Origin of the sequence: Flaviflexus equikiangi, assembly GCF_014069875.1 — a bacterium.
In the GTDB taxonomy this organism is placed as follows: domain Bacteria; phylum Actinomycetota; class Actinomycetes; order Actinomycetales; family Actinomycetaceae; genus Flaviflexus; species Flaviflexus equikiangi.
In genome coordinates, this window is record NZ_CP059676.1 from 1,945,838 (window position 1) to 1,960,997 (window position 15,160).

General features: G+C 63.4%; 13 protein-coding genes. 4 read left to right on the forward strand and 9 right to left on the reverse strand.

Features of this window, described 5'->3' with window-relative positions:
• Positions 1-9 precede the first annotated feature (9 nt).
• Positions 10-1,008 (reverse strand): sugar-binding transcriptional regulator, encoded by a 999-nt coding sequence (locus tag H2O75_RS08990; protein WP_431189082.1) that lies wholly within the window; start codon positions 1,006-1,008, stop codon positions 10-12.
• Between the two features lie 372 nt (positions 1,009-1,380).
• Here H2O75_RS08990 and glpK (H2O75_RS08995) point away from each other — a divergent pair, with 372 nt between their 5' ends.
• Positions 1,381-2,907: a glycerol kinase GlpK gene (gene glpK / locus H2O75_RS08995; protein WP_182171098.1), complete on the forward strand. Its 1,527-nt coding sequence runs from the start codon at positions 1,381-1,383 to the stop codon at positions 2,905-2,907.
• Positions 2,908-3,076: 169 nt separating this feature from the next.
• Here glpK (H2O75_RS08995) and araB read toward each other — a convergent pair whose 3' ends face one another.
• The 4 genes from araB to H2O75_RS09015 all read right to left on the reverse strand — a co-directional run bounded on the left by araB (position 3,077) and on the right by H2O75_RS09015 (position 7,601).
• On the reverse strand, positions 3,077-4,747 hold the full coding sequence (gene araB, locus H2O75_RS09000) for a ribulokinase (RefSeq protein WP_182171101.1): 1,671 nt from the start codon (positions 4,745-4,747) through the stop codon (positions 3,077-3,079).
• Between the two features lie 114 nt (positions 4,748-4,861).
• Positions 4,862-5,506, reverse strand: coding sequence for a deoxyribose-phosphate aldolase (gene deoC, locus H2O75_RS09005; RefSeq protein ID WP_182171104.1), 645 nt, complete (start codon positions 5,504-5,506; stop codon positions 4,862-4,864).
• 83 nt (positions 5,507-5,589) lie between these two features.
• On the reverse strand, positions 5,590-6,549 hold the full coding sequence (locus tag H2O75_RS09010) for a sugar-binding transcriptional regulator (RefSeq protein ID WP_182171107.1): 960 nt from the start codon (positions 6,547-6,549) through the stop codon (positions 5,590-5,592).
• Entirely contained in the window at positions 6,546-7,601 is a 1,056-nt protein-coding gene (locus tag H2O75_RS09015; protein WP_182175128.1) for a galactitol-1-phosphate 5-dehydrogenase, read from the reverse strand. The genes H2O75_RS09010 and H2O75_RS09015 overlap by 4 nt, the downstream gene beginning before the upstream one ends.
• A gap of 156 nt (positions 7,602-7,757) precedes the next feature.
• Here H2O75_RS09015 and H2O75_RS09020 point away from each other — a divergent pair, with 156 nt between their 5' ends.
• Both H2O75_RS09020 and H2O75_RS09025 read left to right on the forward strand, forming a co-directional pair.
• Positions 7,758-8,591 (forward strand): HAD family hydrolase, encoded by an 834-nt coding sequence (locus H2O75_RS09020; protein WP_182171110.1) that lies wholly within the window; start codon positions 7,758-7,760, stop codon positions 8,589-8,591.
• Positions 8,592-8,635: 44 nt separating this feature from the next.
• Positions 8,636-9,514 carry an HAD family hydrolase gene (locus H2O75_RS09025; RefSeq protein WP_182171114.1) on the forward strand — a complete coding sequence of 293 codons (879 nt, stop codon included), beginning with the start codon at positions 8,636-8,638 and terminating at the stop codon, positions 9,512-9,514.
• Here the strand turns inward: H2O75_RS09025 and H2O75_RS09030 are convergent.
• The 3 genes from H2O75_RS09030 to H2O75_RS09040 form a co-directional block, all read right to left on the reverse strand.
• Entirely contained in the window at positions 9,511-10,245 is a 735-nt protein-coding gene (locus H2O75_RS09030; protein WP_182171117.1) for a GntR family transcriptional regulator, read from the reverse strand. The two genes, H2O75_RS09025 and H2O75_RS09030, sit on opposite strands and share 4 nt — an antisense overlap.
• An 84-nt stretch (positions 10,246-10,329) precedes the next feature.
• Complete coding sequence (locus H2O75_RS09035) at positions 10,330-11,262, reverse strand: transketolase family protein (protein ID WP_182171121.1); 933 nt, start codon at positions 11,260-11,262, stop codon at positions 10,330-10,332.
• Positions 11,249-12,094: a transketolase gene (locus tag H2O75_RS09040; protein ID WP_182171126.1), complete on the reverse strand. Its 846-nt coding sequence runs from the start codon at positions 12,092-12,094 to the stop codon at positions 11,249-11,251. The genes H2O75_RS09035 and H2O75_RS09040 overlap by 14 nt, the downstream gene beginning before the upstream one ends.
• A 175-nt stretch (positions 12,095-12,269) precedes the next feature.
• Between H2O75_RS09040 and H2O75_RS09045 the strand changes: the two genes are divergently transcribed.
• A complete protein-coding gene (locus tag H2O75_RS09045; RefSeq protein ID WP_220462722.1) occupies positions 12,270-13,580 on the forward strand; it encodes a RuBisCO large subunit C-terminal-like domain-containing protein in 1,311 nt (436 codons plus the stop codon).
• A 45-nt stretch (positions 13,581-13,625) separates the two neighbouring features.
• Here H2O75_RS09045 and glpK (H2O75_RS09050) read toward each other — a convergent pair whose 3' ends face one another.
• Positions 13,626-15,125, reverse strand: coding sequence for a glycerol kinase GlpK (gene glpK / locus H2O75_RS09050; RefSeq protein WP_204736319.1), 1,500 nt, complete (start codon positions 15,123-15,125; stop codon positions 13,626-13,628).
• Between the last annotated feature and the right edge of the window lie 35 nt (positions 15,126-15,160).

Consider the following 15,160-nt stretch of genomic DNA (forward strand, 5'->3'; position numbering starts at 1 on the left):
GGCACCAGCCTAGTGGCCGTTGCGCTGGTATCGATCCGCGCGCTTGCGCTGACCGTTCGTCAGATCGAGAAGCTTCCAGGCCGCCGCCTCATCGATGATGAGATCGGTGACTGCGCCTGACATGAGGGCGCCGTGGAGGGGAAGCACTTTGGAGGAGCCCGCAACGACGCAGATCCTGCGCGGGATCTTCTTCAGTTCGTCCGGCGTGGGGCCGGTGGCGCGCCTGTTGATCTCAATATCCTCATACGAGCCGTCGGGACGCAGCAGGACGGTGCAGATATCGCCCACCACGCCCTCGGCCCTCAGGACAGCGATGTCGTCCGGGGAGAGATAGCCGCCGACGTACACGTGGGAGGCGAGAGGCGAGTTGAACGATCCGACTCCGAAGACGGCGATGTCCGTGGTCTGCTGGAGCTCCCGGACGGCCGCCAGGGAGCGTTCGCGCCACATGGCTTCACGGGTCTCAGCGAAATCGAAGAAGGCTGGCACGGGGAAGTGGCGGACAGTCGCACCGAAGGCCTTGCCGAACGAATCGATGATCTGGCCGGCGTAGGGGATGCCTGTGGTCGTCGAGTTCGCGGCTCCGTTGAGCTGGACGACGATGGAGCCGGGAGCTGGCCGCGGGGACAGGTGGTCGGTGACGGCGGAGATCGTCGTACCCCACGCGACGCCGATCGTGTGCCCGGGCTCGACCAGGTCGGAGATGATAGCTCCCGCGACGGTCGCCACAGCATCGAGGCGCCGCACGTCGGTGGATGTCGGAGAGACTGGCACGACATGGGCGGCGATCCCGAAAACTTCGGACAGGCGTGCCGAGAGCGAGTCAGAGTTCTCTGTTGGGGGGTGGAGGCTGATGCGGACGAGGCCCTCGTCCCGGGCGAGAGAAATCAGCCTCGACACGGTAGAGCGCGAGACGCCCAGCCGACGGGCTACCGTTTCCATGGTTTCACCCTGCACGTAGTGCAGTACGGCCGCCTCGTAGGCAACTCTCCGACGATCCTCGGACAACCTGTCTCTCCTTGCAGCTCGGTAGGGCTGTGATCTCGTGACGCCCGTTCTAGCATAACGGTCCCGGCGGGTTCCCGCGTCGGACGGTCGCACTGCTGCACGGCCGCTCCACACGCCGCCTTCACGTCGTTGCGGGCGAACCCAAGGGCCGTGCACGTACGTTCATATGATATGCGATCGATTGCATGACTGCGACTATTCATCGCGTATGATGTGATCACACCCACCCCGGGTGCGGGCCGCAACGAAGCACCCAGCTCGACTGGCGCACGCGATCAACCCTAGAAAACATTGTCAACGCGCCGATGTGCCTGCATCGGCGACTGGCTGGCCTTGCGCCACGCCAGACACCACGAAAGGAACTCGTCAACGATGACCGAGAAGAAATACGTACTAGCAATTGACCAGGGAACCACCTCCTCCCGCGCTATCGTCTTCAACCACGCGGGTGAGATCGTTTCCATCGGTCAGCTCGAGCATGAGCAGATCTTCCCGAGGCCGGGCTGGGTTGAGCACGACCCGATCGAGATCCGCGACAACATCCGCGAGGTGATCGGCCAGGCCCTCGGCAAGGCTGACATCAACCGTCACGAGATCGCCTCCGTCGGCATCACCAACCAGCGCGAGACCGCTGTCGTGTGGGACAAGAACACGGGCCTTCCCGTCTACAACGCGATTGTCTGGCAGGACACCCGTACCGACAAGATCGTTCGTGAGCTCGGCGGCGACGAAGGTGCGGACCGCTACAAGGAAATCTGTGGCCTCCCCCTCGCCACGTACTTCTCGGGCCCCAAGGTCAAGTGGATCCTCGACAACGTCGAGGGCGCACGCGAGAAGGCAGAGGCCGGCGATCTGCTGTTCGGCAACACCGACTCGTGGGTTCTGTGGAACCTGACCGGCGGCGTCGAGGGCGGCGTGCACGTCACTGACGTCACCAACGCATCCCGCACGATGCTCATGGATGTTCGCGAGCTCAAGTGGCACGAGGGCATCTGTGAGGACATGGGCGTACCGATGTCGATGCTTCCCGAGATCAAGTCGTCCTCGGAGGTCTACGGCTACGGCGCGAAGAACACCCTGATCATCGACACCCCGATCTCCGGCATTCTCGGCGACCAGCAGGCGGCAACCTTCGGCCAGGCCTGCTTCGAGAAGGGCATGGCGAAGAACACCTACGGCACCGGCTGCTTCATGCTCATCAACACGGGCGAAGAGGCTGTCACCTCGAAGAACGGCCTCCTCACGACGGTCTGCTACAAGATCGGCGATGCTCCCGCCGTCTACGCCCTCGAGGGTTCGATCGCTGTGACGGGCTCCCTCGTCCAGTGGCTGCGCGACAACCTCAACATGATCTCGTCCGCTCCCGAGATCGAGACGCTGGCTGAGACCGTTGAAGACAATGGCGGCGTCTACGTCGTCCCCGCATTCTCCGGACTCTTCGCCCCGTACTGGAAGGACGATGCTCGCGGCGCGATCGTCGGCCTGACACGCTTCAACAACAAGGGCCACATCGCTCGCGCAGTCCTCGAGGCAACCGCCTTCCAGACCGCCGAGGTCCTCGAGGCCATGAACCTCGACTCCGGTGCAGACCTCAAGGAGCTGCGCGTCGACGGCGGCATGACAGCCAACTCGGCACTCATGCAGTTCCAGGCCGACATCCTCGGTGTGGACGTTGTCGCACCGAAGGTGACCGAGACGACGGCACTGGGCGCAGCCTACGCCGCCGGCATCGCCGTCGGTTTCTGGAACGGCGAGCAGGACGTCATCGACAACTGGCAGGAGGGCTCGCGCTGGACGCCGAACCTGGACGAGGGCGAGCGCGCACGTCAGATGAGGCTCTGGAAGAAGGCTGTTACCCGCACCTTCGACTGGGTCGACGAGGACGTCACCAACGCCTGAGTCACCTCTAGCCGACTAGACGAGTAACGAAACCGTGGGGCCCTTTCGGGCCCCACGGTCTTCTTATGCGGTTTCTCGACTGCCGTTCTCGCGGATTCCGCGACAGGCCGCCGGGCTCCCCTCCTCGGACCCGTGTCGCGATCAGTGGGGTGCCGCGGCGGCCGCGGGGCTAGGCGTTCTTCTTGTCGTGGACGCGCCGCTGGAACTCCTTGAGCCGCGCCATGACATCGTTTGCTCCCCGACCGAAGTAGTCGTGCAGCGTGACGTACTCTTCGTAGAGCAGGTCGTACTTCTGGGCGTTGTCCTCGTTGGGGACATAGGCGTGTTCGATCTTGGATCCCATGTTCTTCGCAGCCGCGTAGACGTCCGGATATGCTCCGGCTGCGACGGCACCGTAGATAGCGGCCCCGAGTGAACCGGCAAGCTTCGAACCTGAGATCGAGAGCGGGATGCGGGTGATGTCGGCGTACATCTGCATGAGGACCTTGTTCTTGAGCAGGCCGCCCGCGGCAACGATCTCGTTGATCTCGACGCCGTGTTCGAGGAAGTTCTCGATGATGACGCGGAGTCCGAAGCCGGTTGCCTCAAGGTATGCCCGATAGATGTCCTCCGGGGTGGTGTTGAGAGTCATGCCGAGCAGCGTGCCCGACAGGTTCGCGTTGTTGAGGATCGAACGGTTGCCGTTGTGCCAGTCGAGGGCGATGAGGCCGTGCTCCCCCACCTCCTGCTTGCCCGCCTTCTCGGTGAGAAGCTCGTGGACGGAGATTCCGCGGCGATTCGCCTCGTTCTGGTACTCGCCCGGCACGATGTTGTCGACGATCCAGGCGAAGATGTCTCCCACGCCGGTCTGGCCGCCCTCGTAGCCCCACAGGCCGGCGGAGATGCCGCCATTGGTGATGCCGAAGACGCCGGGGATATCGCGAGCCGTCCTCCCGTTGACGATGTACACGTTGGACGTTCCCATGATTGCCGTCATCTGTCCGGGCTCCACCGCTTGGGCGGCAGGAGCCGTGACGTGAGCATCGATCTGGCCCACTGCTACGGCAATGCCGGAGGGCAGGCCGAGAGCCTCCGCCATCTCCTCCGTGAGAGCACCGGCACGCTCGCCGAGCTGCATGACGGGAGCATCGAACTTATCCGCGATGAATGTGCGGAACTTCGGGTTGAGCTCAGCGAAGTACTCTTCCGACGGATACTGATCATTCTGGCGGAGCGCCTTGTAACCGGCAGGTGCGGCGGAGTGGACGAGACGTCCGCACAGCTGCCACACGATCCAATCCACGGCCTCGACGTAGAAGTCCATGGCCTCGTAGACGTCGGGGGCCTTCTCGAGCGTCTCCAGCGCCTTCGGCAGAACGATCTCGGAGGAGAGTCGACCTCCGTAGCGGCCCAGCCACATCTCACCACGCGCCTCAGCGATCGCAATGGCGCGCTCAGCCTGCTCAGTACCGCCGTGATGCTTCCACATCTTCACATAGGCGTGCGGGTTGTTCTTGAACTCCTCCCGCTCGCACAGGGGTGTGCCGAGAGAATCGGTGGGAAGCGTGGAGGCCGAGGTGAAATCCGTTCCGATACCGATGACATCTTGAGCATCGATCTTCGCGTCCGCGACCGCCTCGGGCACCACTGCCCGAAGGACCTCGAGGTAGTCTGCCGGCACCTGGAGGGCGAAGTCCGGCGGCAGCTGCTGATCATCTCCCGCCGTCAGGGTTCGATCCATGACTCCATGCGGGTATTCCATGACGGAGCTGCCGAGCTCCAGGCCGTCTGAGACTCGGACGACTGTGGCCCGCCCAGACAGAGTGCCGAAATCGACACCGATGACAAATTTCTCGCTCATATGAATCACCTTTGATTCTCTTGTTGGGGTGGAACATCGTAGGGCCGGGTGAACAGTGGGGAAAGGTTGGGGTGTTCGACGGCCCCGGGACGAGAGCGCCCCGGGGCCGGTCGATCAGAGGGTGTCGAGGACCTTCTGCGTGCCGGAGAGACCGAGACGGCTCGCGCCTGCTTCGATCAGCTCGGTCGCGAACTTGCCGTCGCGGATGCCGCCGGAGGCCTTGACTCCGACCTCGGGGCCGACCGTCTCGCGCATGAGCTTGACCGCTGCGACGGATGCGCCGCCGGCCTTGTGGTATCCGGTGGACGTCTTGACATAGTCGGCCTTCGCCGCGACGGAGGCGCGGCAGGCGGCGACGATCTCGTCATCCGTCAGCGCGGCCGATTCGATGATGACCTTGAGGAGGACGTTCGGCGCGGCGTCGCGGACGGCCTGGATCTCGTGCTGGATGTAGTCGAAGTCGCCCTCCTTGGCCTTGCCCACGTTGATCACCATGTCGATCTCGTCGACACCGGCTTCGGCCAGTTCTTTCGCCTCGGCGGCCTTCACCGTGGCGCTGTGCGCGCCGGAGGGGAAGCCGCACACCGCGGCAACCTTGACGGTCGTCTCGCGCGGCAGCGGGATCTGGGAGGGGGACACGCATACGGAGAACGTGCCGAGCGCCTCCGCATCGTCCAGGAGGGCAAGGACATCGTCCCTAGTTGCCTCCGGTGCGAGGAGCGTGTGGTCGACCATTGCGACGACGTCCTGAGGATTCATGTTCTTCTCCGAATTCTGAGCGGCGCGAGCGCCGCATCGTAGGTGGTGGTATTCAGCCTGTCACGGATGTGCGGACGATGGCATTACTCAAGACTATTCCCGAGAACCTGCTCCGCGATCTTCGATTCTGTCACGAGAACGGTACAGAGCCCCGCGTAGAGGGCCGCCTTCGTGATCCCGCTCTTCTCCGCCCCGACAGAGACCGCTATCGAGGTCGGAATCGCCGCCAGGCGGTCAAGATCCAGCCCGATGGTGCGCTGATCGAGCTCGATGTCGACAACCCTGCCGGAACGGTCGATGAAGTGGCCGAGAATGTCGCCGATAGCACCTGACTTGTTGAGCCTGACAAGCTCATCGGCAGTGATGCAGTCCGTCTTCACCAGGACCGATTGCGGTGAGAGGACGCCGATCGAATAGACGGCGACATCTGCCTTGGCGGCAAGATTGATCGTGCCGGCGACCTGGCGGTCGGCCAGGAGGTGGCGCGCGAGCTCTCGATCGTGGACGACCGCTGATGATGGGAGGAGCGCCGTGCGGGGGTCGCGTGACTTGCTTGCGATCGTGCGGATGATGCTTCCAGCATCGACCGTATCCCGCAGCGAGTTGGCGCCCCCGTTGAGCTGGACGATCGTCGGCTCGCGCAAACCGCCCTCGGGGATGCGGTCGGCGATAGCGGCGACAGTATGCCCCCACGACACGCCGATGATCGATGGCTGCGGGCGCAGCTCCATGAGGTAGTCGGCGGCTGCCTGCGCTGCGAGCTCCATCGTTGCCGCATTGGTCGGCTGGCTCTCGATGACGACAGCCTCCGAGCAGTCGTAGCGTGCCACCAGCTTCCGCTCGAGGTCACGCCTGCGCGATCGGGGATGATGGATCTTGATCTCCACCAATCCCGAAGCTCGCGCTTCCTCGAGGAGCCTGCCGACTTTCCACCTGCTCATGCGGAGCTTGTCGGCAACCTCCGATTGGAGAAGCCCATCGTTGTAGTACAGCTCGGCGGCACGCACCATGGCGTGCTCGTGCTCAGCGCTCCCTGTTTTCATGCCTCGTTGACGGGAAGATCCATGCCGTTGGGGAAGAACATGACCTTCGAGGAGTGGATGGTCCGCTCCGACATGGCTCGGATCGTCTCGCCGACCTTCTCGAGCGGCTCTTCATGGGTGATCATGAACTCCCACTGGAGATTGCCCTTGGCCATGTGGTCCAGAGTGGTCGTCCACTCCGCACCCGGGAAGGGTGCGCTGAAGGAGTTCCAGGATCCGCAGATGTTGATCTCGAGTCGCATGAGACGGGCCCAGTTGGCGGCAGAGATCTCGACGGGGGCGTTGGGAATGCCGATGAGGGTGACGTCGCCATGACGGGCGGCGATCCCGACGGCCTGGTCTGCCACGGCAGGGACTCCCGTGGTCTCGACGACGACATCGAATCCGCGTCCCACGATGTCGGCGAGCTGCTCGGGCGAGGAGACAGCGGTCGTGGCACCGGCCTGGCGGGCGAGTGCGGCCTTCTCCTCCGAGACGTCGACAGCAACAATGTCGGTGGCTCCCATGATTCGCGCCCACTGGACTGCGAAGAGACCGATCGGCCCTCCGCCTCCCATGACCGCGACGCGAGATCCTGTTGTCAGTTTGGTGCGCCAGATCGCGTGCAGCGCGATCGCGGCCGGATCGACCATGGCGGCCGCTCTCGCGTCGAGCCCCGCAGGCACCTTGAGGAGAAGGTTGGCGGGCCCGGCAACATACTCTGCATAGGCCCCGTTTCTGCGGGAGCCGTAGTAGTCGTAGTCCTCGCACAGCGAGAAGTGGCCCTGGGTGCAGGGCTCACAGGCGAAGCACGGCAGCATGGGCGGGACTGTCACGAGGTCGCCGACGGCGAATCCTTCAACACCCTCACCCAACTCCTCGATGTAGGCCGAGAACTCGTGGCCGCACACGAGCGGCAGCTTGTGCGGGCCCTTCTTGAACATCCGGTCCATGTCGGAGCCGCACACGCCGCACACGGCGACTTTCATGACCACCTCACCGGGCCCCGCTACCGGCTTGTCGATTTCCTCGACACGAATGTCACCTACCGCGTGCATGACAACGGCTTTCATTTTCGCCACTGCGTACTCCTTACAAGTTGTCGTGCCCTCACGCTACGACACTTCACCACCTCGTTCAACATAAATAGGAAACACCAACATATGAGCATTTTGGTCTCACAATTGTTGGTAGACCGCCTTTTCGCCCCGTAGACGATAGGGTCGAGTATGCCCATAAAACTGATCGATGCCCTTCCTGACGCACTGTCCACGATCTCGGTGGCTGTCTTCGACGTCGACGGCACGCTGGCCCGCGAGGATGCCGCCGTCTCCGACCGGACAATCTCCGCCCTTCGGGAGCTCGCCGACACCGGCATCCACATCGTCATCGCCTCCGGGCGCATGGCTCCCGCGCTCCGCATCCTGTTCGACAGGATCGAAAGGCCCGGTTATGTCATCGGATGCAACGGCGCGATCACTGTCCACACCGACCACGACGAGATCATCGGGTCCACTCCCCTCGACGACGATCTCTATCGGGAGGTTCTATCGTTCGGGCGGTCAGAGGATCTCGAGACCGTCATCTTCGGCACCGACTCGTTCTACACCGAGGTAGACGGGGTTGGCCGCGAACTCTTGAAGGGCCCCAACGAGGGCCAATCTCCCGAGCTGACCGACCTTGAGCGGCTAGACCGCACGAACCGCCTCAAGGTCATGTACTACGTCGATCCCGCCCGAGAGGACGGAGTCGTGGAGCGGCTGAGGACGAGATTTCCCGCGACTGTCCAAACGCTCCCGGAGTTCTTCGAGCTCACTCACGAGAGTGTCGACAAATGGTCGGGCCTGCAGCCCGTCCTCAGGGAGCTCGGTGCCGACCCTGCCTCGACTCTCGGCATCGGCGACTCTGAGAACGATCTCTCCTGGCTGCCGAGGGTCGGCATCTCGATTGCCATGGGCAATGCGTATCCCGCGGTCAAGGAGGCCTGCCGCTATGAGATCGGGACGAACGATGATGACGGCGTCGCGGCCTTTGCGAGCGCATGGGCGCGGTCTCGCCGATGATCGAGCCCCACATCCGCCCCGCACGAGTTCGATAGGGTTCTTCCATGGCACAACCACTTCTCCACAACCTCCCTCCCGGCATCGATGAGTGCCGGGCCGCAGTCTTTGACGTCGACGGAACACTGGCCCGCGAGGATTCCACAGTCAGCGATGGCACGATAGCCGCGCTGCGGCGCCTTGCCGATACCGGCATCGCCATCATCATCGCGACGGGCCGCATGGCACCTGCCGCCGTCTCGATCCTCAACCGGATGGGGACATCCGGTTATGCGATTGGATGCAACGGGGCGATCACCGTCCACACGGATCATGCGGATCCCGTGTCTGTCATGCCTATCGAGGCCGCCGTCTACGATAGGGCGCTCGACTTCTGCCATTCAGCCGGCGTGGATGTCGCGGTCTTCACACCGACGACTCTCGTGGCCGAACGCCGCGGAGAGGCCTACCGTTTCGTCATGGAATCGAACGAGGGAATGGTTCCGGAGATCGCAGACTTGGCGGCAATCCCGCATGCGGACCGCCTCAAGTTCATGATCCATGTCAGCCATGAGCAGGACGGTGTCGTCGGCCCCGCGATCAGGCAGCAGTTCCCCGGCGTCATGAAGACCCTTCCCGAGTATTACGAGATCAACGAGCCCGGGGTGTCGAAGTGGCGGGGAGTATCGGCGGCTCTCTCCGATCTCGGCATCGCTCCGCACGAGGTGGTCGGAATGGGTGACTCGGAGAACGACCTGTCCTGGCTCCCCCAGATCGGCATACCGATCGCCATGGAGAACGCCTTCCCCAACGTGAAGGAGGTCTGCTCCTACGAGATCGGCAGCAACGAGGTTGATAGTGCCGCGGAGTTCATCAACCGCTGGGCAGCCGTGCGCGAGAGCAGCCTCGTCCGGGCTGTGCACCAGCCTGGGGCTACCCAGTCCTAGGATTCGAAATGGAACTGAAGCTTCATGCGGTCCCCCCGCATGAGGAGCTTCGTGCATTCGAAAACGCGCCCCGAAGAGTCGGAGAGAACGTCTTCGAGGAGGAGAAGGGGGGCGCCCGGTTCACATTCGAGCAGGGCCGCCTCACTCTCGTCCGCCATGACAACCTCGAGGGTCTCGTCCGTCCGGCTCACCACGAGCCCATATTCCGTGCTCAGCACCTCGCACAGCTGCCGTTCCACCACATCGAAGCGATCAAGGTCCGGAGCGAGCTCTGGGTTTACCCACGACTGGTGGAGTGTCACCACCTTCCCCTCGAGGAGACGGCGCCTCGTAATCTCGTAGGCCATGCCGAGCGGTCCTAGGTTGAAGTGCTGGCGAACGCCGTCGGAGGGAGCACCGAGCTCGAAGCCGAGCAGCTCGGTCTCCGTCTTGAAGCCTCGGGCCTCGAGCTGTTCACGGATCCCCTGATAGGCGGGTGAATGGGTCGTGATCTTCTGCTCCGACACGAAGGTTCCCTTGCCGGGCACCCGATGGAGCAGCCCCTCATCGGCGAGGAGATTGAGGACGCCGCGCACAGTCATCCGCGAGACGCCGAAACGCTTCTGCAGAACGGACTCTGACGGGATGCGATGGCCGGGAGCCCACTCCCCACCGTTTAGCTGGTCGCGCAGCACTCTCTCGATTTGGGTGTAGAGGGGGACCGCAGATTCTCGATCCAGTAGCTCTTCCATGTCATCCTCGTCTTCACGGTCCGCCTATCGCATCGCTCGGCGTCCGAACCTCACCGTGACGACCCGAGCGCCGGCATCATCATCTTAGCGCGATTGGACGACGTTCATCATGGCCCTTGCAATTCCAGGAACATCGAGGCCATTTCGGCGAAGCAGATCATCGTAGGTGCTCGACGGCTGATTCCTCTGCGGAACCGCAACCTTGCTGAGTCTGGCACCGCCGGAGGCGCTGAGGACATCAGCAACCCGAGACCCCAGTCCCCCGAATTCATAATGCTCTTCGACGGTCAGCACGAGACCGGTTCTGTTGGCGGACTCGAGGATGATGCCAGCGTCGATGGGGACGACCGTGGGGACGCACACGAGCTCGACGTCGAGGCCGCCAGCACGCGCCGCCGCCACTGCTTCACGGACGAGGATGGAGGTGTATCCAGTCGTGACGACCGTCAAATCGGCGCCCCGGGTCACGTAATATCCTCGCCCGATGACAAACTCGCGATTGTCGCGAAAGTCGGGGATAGGACCCGACCCAATCCTCATGTAGACGGGCCCCTCATAGTCGAGCATGGCTCGACAGGCTGCTCTCAGCTCGCCCGCATCACCGGGCGCGAGCACGACCACGTTCGGGATAGAGCCCGCGAGCGCATAGTCCTCGAGGCTGTGGTGTGTGGAGCCGAGCTCTGAGTAGGTGAAGCCGCCGTTCCGCCCCACGATCTTGACGTTCTGCTTCATGTATCCGATGTCGTTGCGGAAGAATTCGAAGTTCCTGCTCGTCACGAAGGGCGCGATTGAGCACAGCACCGGTATCGCACCCGTGGTCGCGAGGCCTGCCGCGATCGCTGTCGCGGCCTGCTCGGCAATGCCCACCTCGATATACCGGTCCGGTGCTTCCTCGGCGAATGCGCCGAATCCGGAGCTCTTGCCCGAATCGGTCGACAGCACGACGATCTCGGGACGCTCGAGCGCACAGTCAGAAACAGTGGCGCCGAAGGTCTTTCTTGGGTCAACGAGAGTCATGAGCAGTCCTGTCATCGAGGCCGAGGGAACGGATAGCATCGTCCAGCTCCTCGGGGGTCGGCTTCCAATAGTGGGATTCCACGCGGCTAGCAATGGTGGGGATACCCGCACCCTTGACGGTGCGCATGATGATTGCGGTGGGACGCGGCTCGGATGATGGCAGGGTCAGCACGTCGTGGAGGGCTTCATGATCGTGCCCGTCGACCTCGACGACCCGCCATCCGAAAGCCGCAAACTTCTCGGGGATGCTCTCCATGCTCATGACGGCCGCCGTGGGCCCGCTGATCTGCATCCCGTTGACGTCGACGAGCGCGGTCAACGAACCGAGTCGATAGTGCGCGGCGATCGCGGCCGCCTCCCAGTTCGAGCCTTCTGCCAGTTCTCCGTCACCGAGGATGACGAACACTCTGGCATCGCAGTTCTGCTGACGAAGCCCCATGCCCATGCCCACGCCGAGAGCCAGGCCGTGGCCGAGGGCGCCGGTGTTGCCTTCGATGCCCGGCAGCTTGTACATGTCTGGGTGCCCGCCGAGTGCGGTGTCCTCCTTGCCGTAGGTGTCGAGGAGGCTCTTGTCGAAGAAGCCGCACTCCGCCAAGATCGCGTACTGCGCCATGGCCTTGTGCCCGGCCGATAGCAGGAAGCGGTCCCGCCTGGGATCGCCAGGCCTCGAGGGGTCGATGGTGAGGACAGATGCGTAGAGGACGGCAAGAGCATCGATGCATGACATCGCCCCACCCACGTGCCCCGCGGGCGTCGCCTCGAGCATTCGCAGGACATTGCGTCGCGCACGCAGGGCGAGATCACGTGAACTGTCGCAAGATATTGGGGACATCGCTCCTCCTTTCGCCAATGGGCACCGCCTCGCGCGTTGCCGTGTCACCATCAGATCATGGTTGTCTAGCCCAGTCAATACAAGCATGTACAACCCGAGGAAGAAACCACTTTCCGTCCGCTGCACGGTCTTCTCGTTGAGGCGCTGGCGCGACCGTGCCATACTGTACCTATACATGGCTAGACGAGTTCGGCAACGAGGCTTGGACTCCGGCGACGAAGGGCGACACATGGACGATGTCTGGTTCCAGCGCGATGACCACACCGAACTCATTCGGGCCACCTATGTCATGGCGTCACCGGAAGGCTCCGCCGCTGCGGCGGCCGCGAAGCTCGCGGTCGGGCAGACCACGGGCACGTGGGTCGACGTCCCCGGGGTGACGGAGAGGATGCGAAGGGAACACGAGGGTCGGGTTATCCGCGTCATCGAGGTTCCATCCGTCGATGTCGGCACCGCGGACCGCGCCACTCACGCTCTCATGACGATCGGCATCCCAGCAGCGAACGTGGGAGGCGATATCCCGACCCTGCTGACCACTGTTCTCGGCAATGATGCCTCCACATCAGTTCTCGCCAAGCTGGTCGAGCTCGAACTCCCCGTCTCCTTCCACGACGCTGCCGGAGGCCCGCGGGTAGGACTGGAGGGAATACGGGAACTGACGGGCGTGAGGACTCGACCGCTCCTCCTCAGCATGATCAAGCCCTGCATCGGGCTCACTCTCGAAGAGTCTGCCCGGATCTTCCGAGAAACCGCGCTCGGCGGTGCCGACATCATCAAGGATGACGAGGTTCTTACCCACACGACGAACTCGTCTCCGGTCGACCGTGTGCGCGCTATTGCCCGTGAGGCCCACCGCGTCTTCGAGGAGACTGGCCGCCGCGTGCCCTACGCGGTGAATATCACCGGCAGGCCCGACCGCATGCTGGCTGACGCACGCGCATGTCGGGACGAGGGTGCCACCGCCCTCATGATCAACTACGCCGCGGCAGGCTACGGCGCGGTGCAGATGGTTAGGGATGCGGTCGATCTGCCCATCCTCGGCCATTTCGCAGGCTCTGGCCCCTTCATCGAGAGCCCGCATTCGGGCATGGTCGGCGCTATCGCCACGGGCCAGCTCCCGAGGCTCGCGGGAGCCGATATGGCGATGATCCTGACTCCGTGGGGCGGTTATCCACTGTCCGAGCACACGTACCGGCAGACTGTCAGCGCACTCCGAAGCCCGGTTCCCGGCCTCAAACCGGCACTGCCGCTCATCGGCGGCGGCGTTCATCCCGGCATGGTGGAGAGATATGTGTCGGACCTCGGCCACGACATCGCACTATCCCCGGGCGGAGGCGTTCATGGCCACCCGGGAGGTTCGCGAGCCGGGGCCGCTGCCATGCGACAGGCGATCGATGCTGTCCTGGATGGGCGGCCGATGCTCGAGGCCGCACGGGAACATCCCGAACTCAGAGCCGCGCTCGAAGCCTTCGGCACCGGGATCTAGGGTGTGTGGGCCGTCCAACCGACCCACACACCTCCCGCGCGCGGCCTAGACGCTGCTGACTTCCCGAGCCCAGCCCTTGGCGCTGTCCACGGCTAGTCGCCAGCCGTGATACATCTCCTCGCGCTGATCATCGGAGATCTGCGGTTCGAACACACGGTCAACAGTCCACAGGCTCGAGATCTCGTCCAAGCCTCCGAGCAGCCCGGTCGACAGACCCGCCAACCAGGCGGCGCCGAGAGCCGTGGCCTCCGTATCCCGCGGACGGATGACGGGAATACCGAGAACATCCGCCTGGAGTTGGCAGAGCATATTGTTGTTGACGGCTCCCCCGTCGACCCTCAGCTCGGGGATGCGGATGTCCTTGTCGGTCTGTGTCGCATCGACGAGGTCACGGGTCTGATAGGCCATCGATTCGACGGCTGCCCTGATGATGTGGAGCCTGGTCGTCGCATTGGACATGCCAACGATGTTGGCGCGAGCATACGGATCCCAGTGCGGTGCTGCCAGTCCGGTGAATGCCGGCACGAGATAGACCCCGTGCGTCGAGCTCACCTGCCCGCCATACCATTCAGAGTCGGTTGCGTGGTGGATGAGCTTCATGTCATCGCGCAGCCACTGCATGGTCTTGCCCATCGAGAACACGACACCCTCGATGTCGTAAGTCGTCTCCCCCTTCGCCTGCCACGCGGTCGATGCCGTCACGCCATCGACGAGCCGCGGAGTCCCGCCCGTGTTCATGACGAGTACCCCCGAGGTGCCGTAGGACATCTTGGTCTGCCCCTTGGAGAAGCACGCCTGGCCGAACAGCCCCGCCTGCTGATCGCCCATGACGGAGGCAATCGGAATGGGGCTGCCGAACGTGCTTTCCAGGTTTCCGAACTCCGCATCGGAGGGCAGCACCTCGGCGAGGATACGGCGCGGAATACCGTAAGCCGCCAGCAGTTCGTCATCCCAGTCCCCCGTGTGGATGTTGAACATCTGAGTCCGCGACGCATTCGACACATCGGTGACGAAGCGCTTGCGGCCCGTGAAGTTCCAGATCAGCCACGAATCGACCGTGCCCGCCATGAGCTCGCCGCGTTCGGCCCGCTCTCGCGCACCGGTGATGTGGTCGAGGATCCAGGCGATCTTCGACGCCGAATAGTAGGCATCCGAGATGAGGCCCGTCTTCTCTCGAATGATCGGATCAAGGCCCTTCTCGCGCCATTGCTCGATAATCCCGTTCGATTGGCGCGACGCCCAGACGATTGCGTTGTAGATGGGCTCGCCCGTGTGCCGATCCCACACGAGCGCGGTCTCACGCTGGTTGGTGATCGATACCGCGTGCACATCGGATGGATGGATTCCGTTGTTCCGCAGCACTGCGCGCATCGTCTCCAACTGGAAGGAGACCAGCTCTTCCGGATCATGTTCGATCCAGCCGGAATGCGGGTAATGCTGCGTGACTTCCTTCTGCGCCGTGTCGACAATGTCGTACTTGTCCGTCAGCAGGAGCGTGCGAACGCTCGTCGTGCCGCCGTCAACCGCAAGGATGTGTTTCGTCATAGTTATCCCTCGTCATTGAGTTCCATACTTCCCAG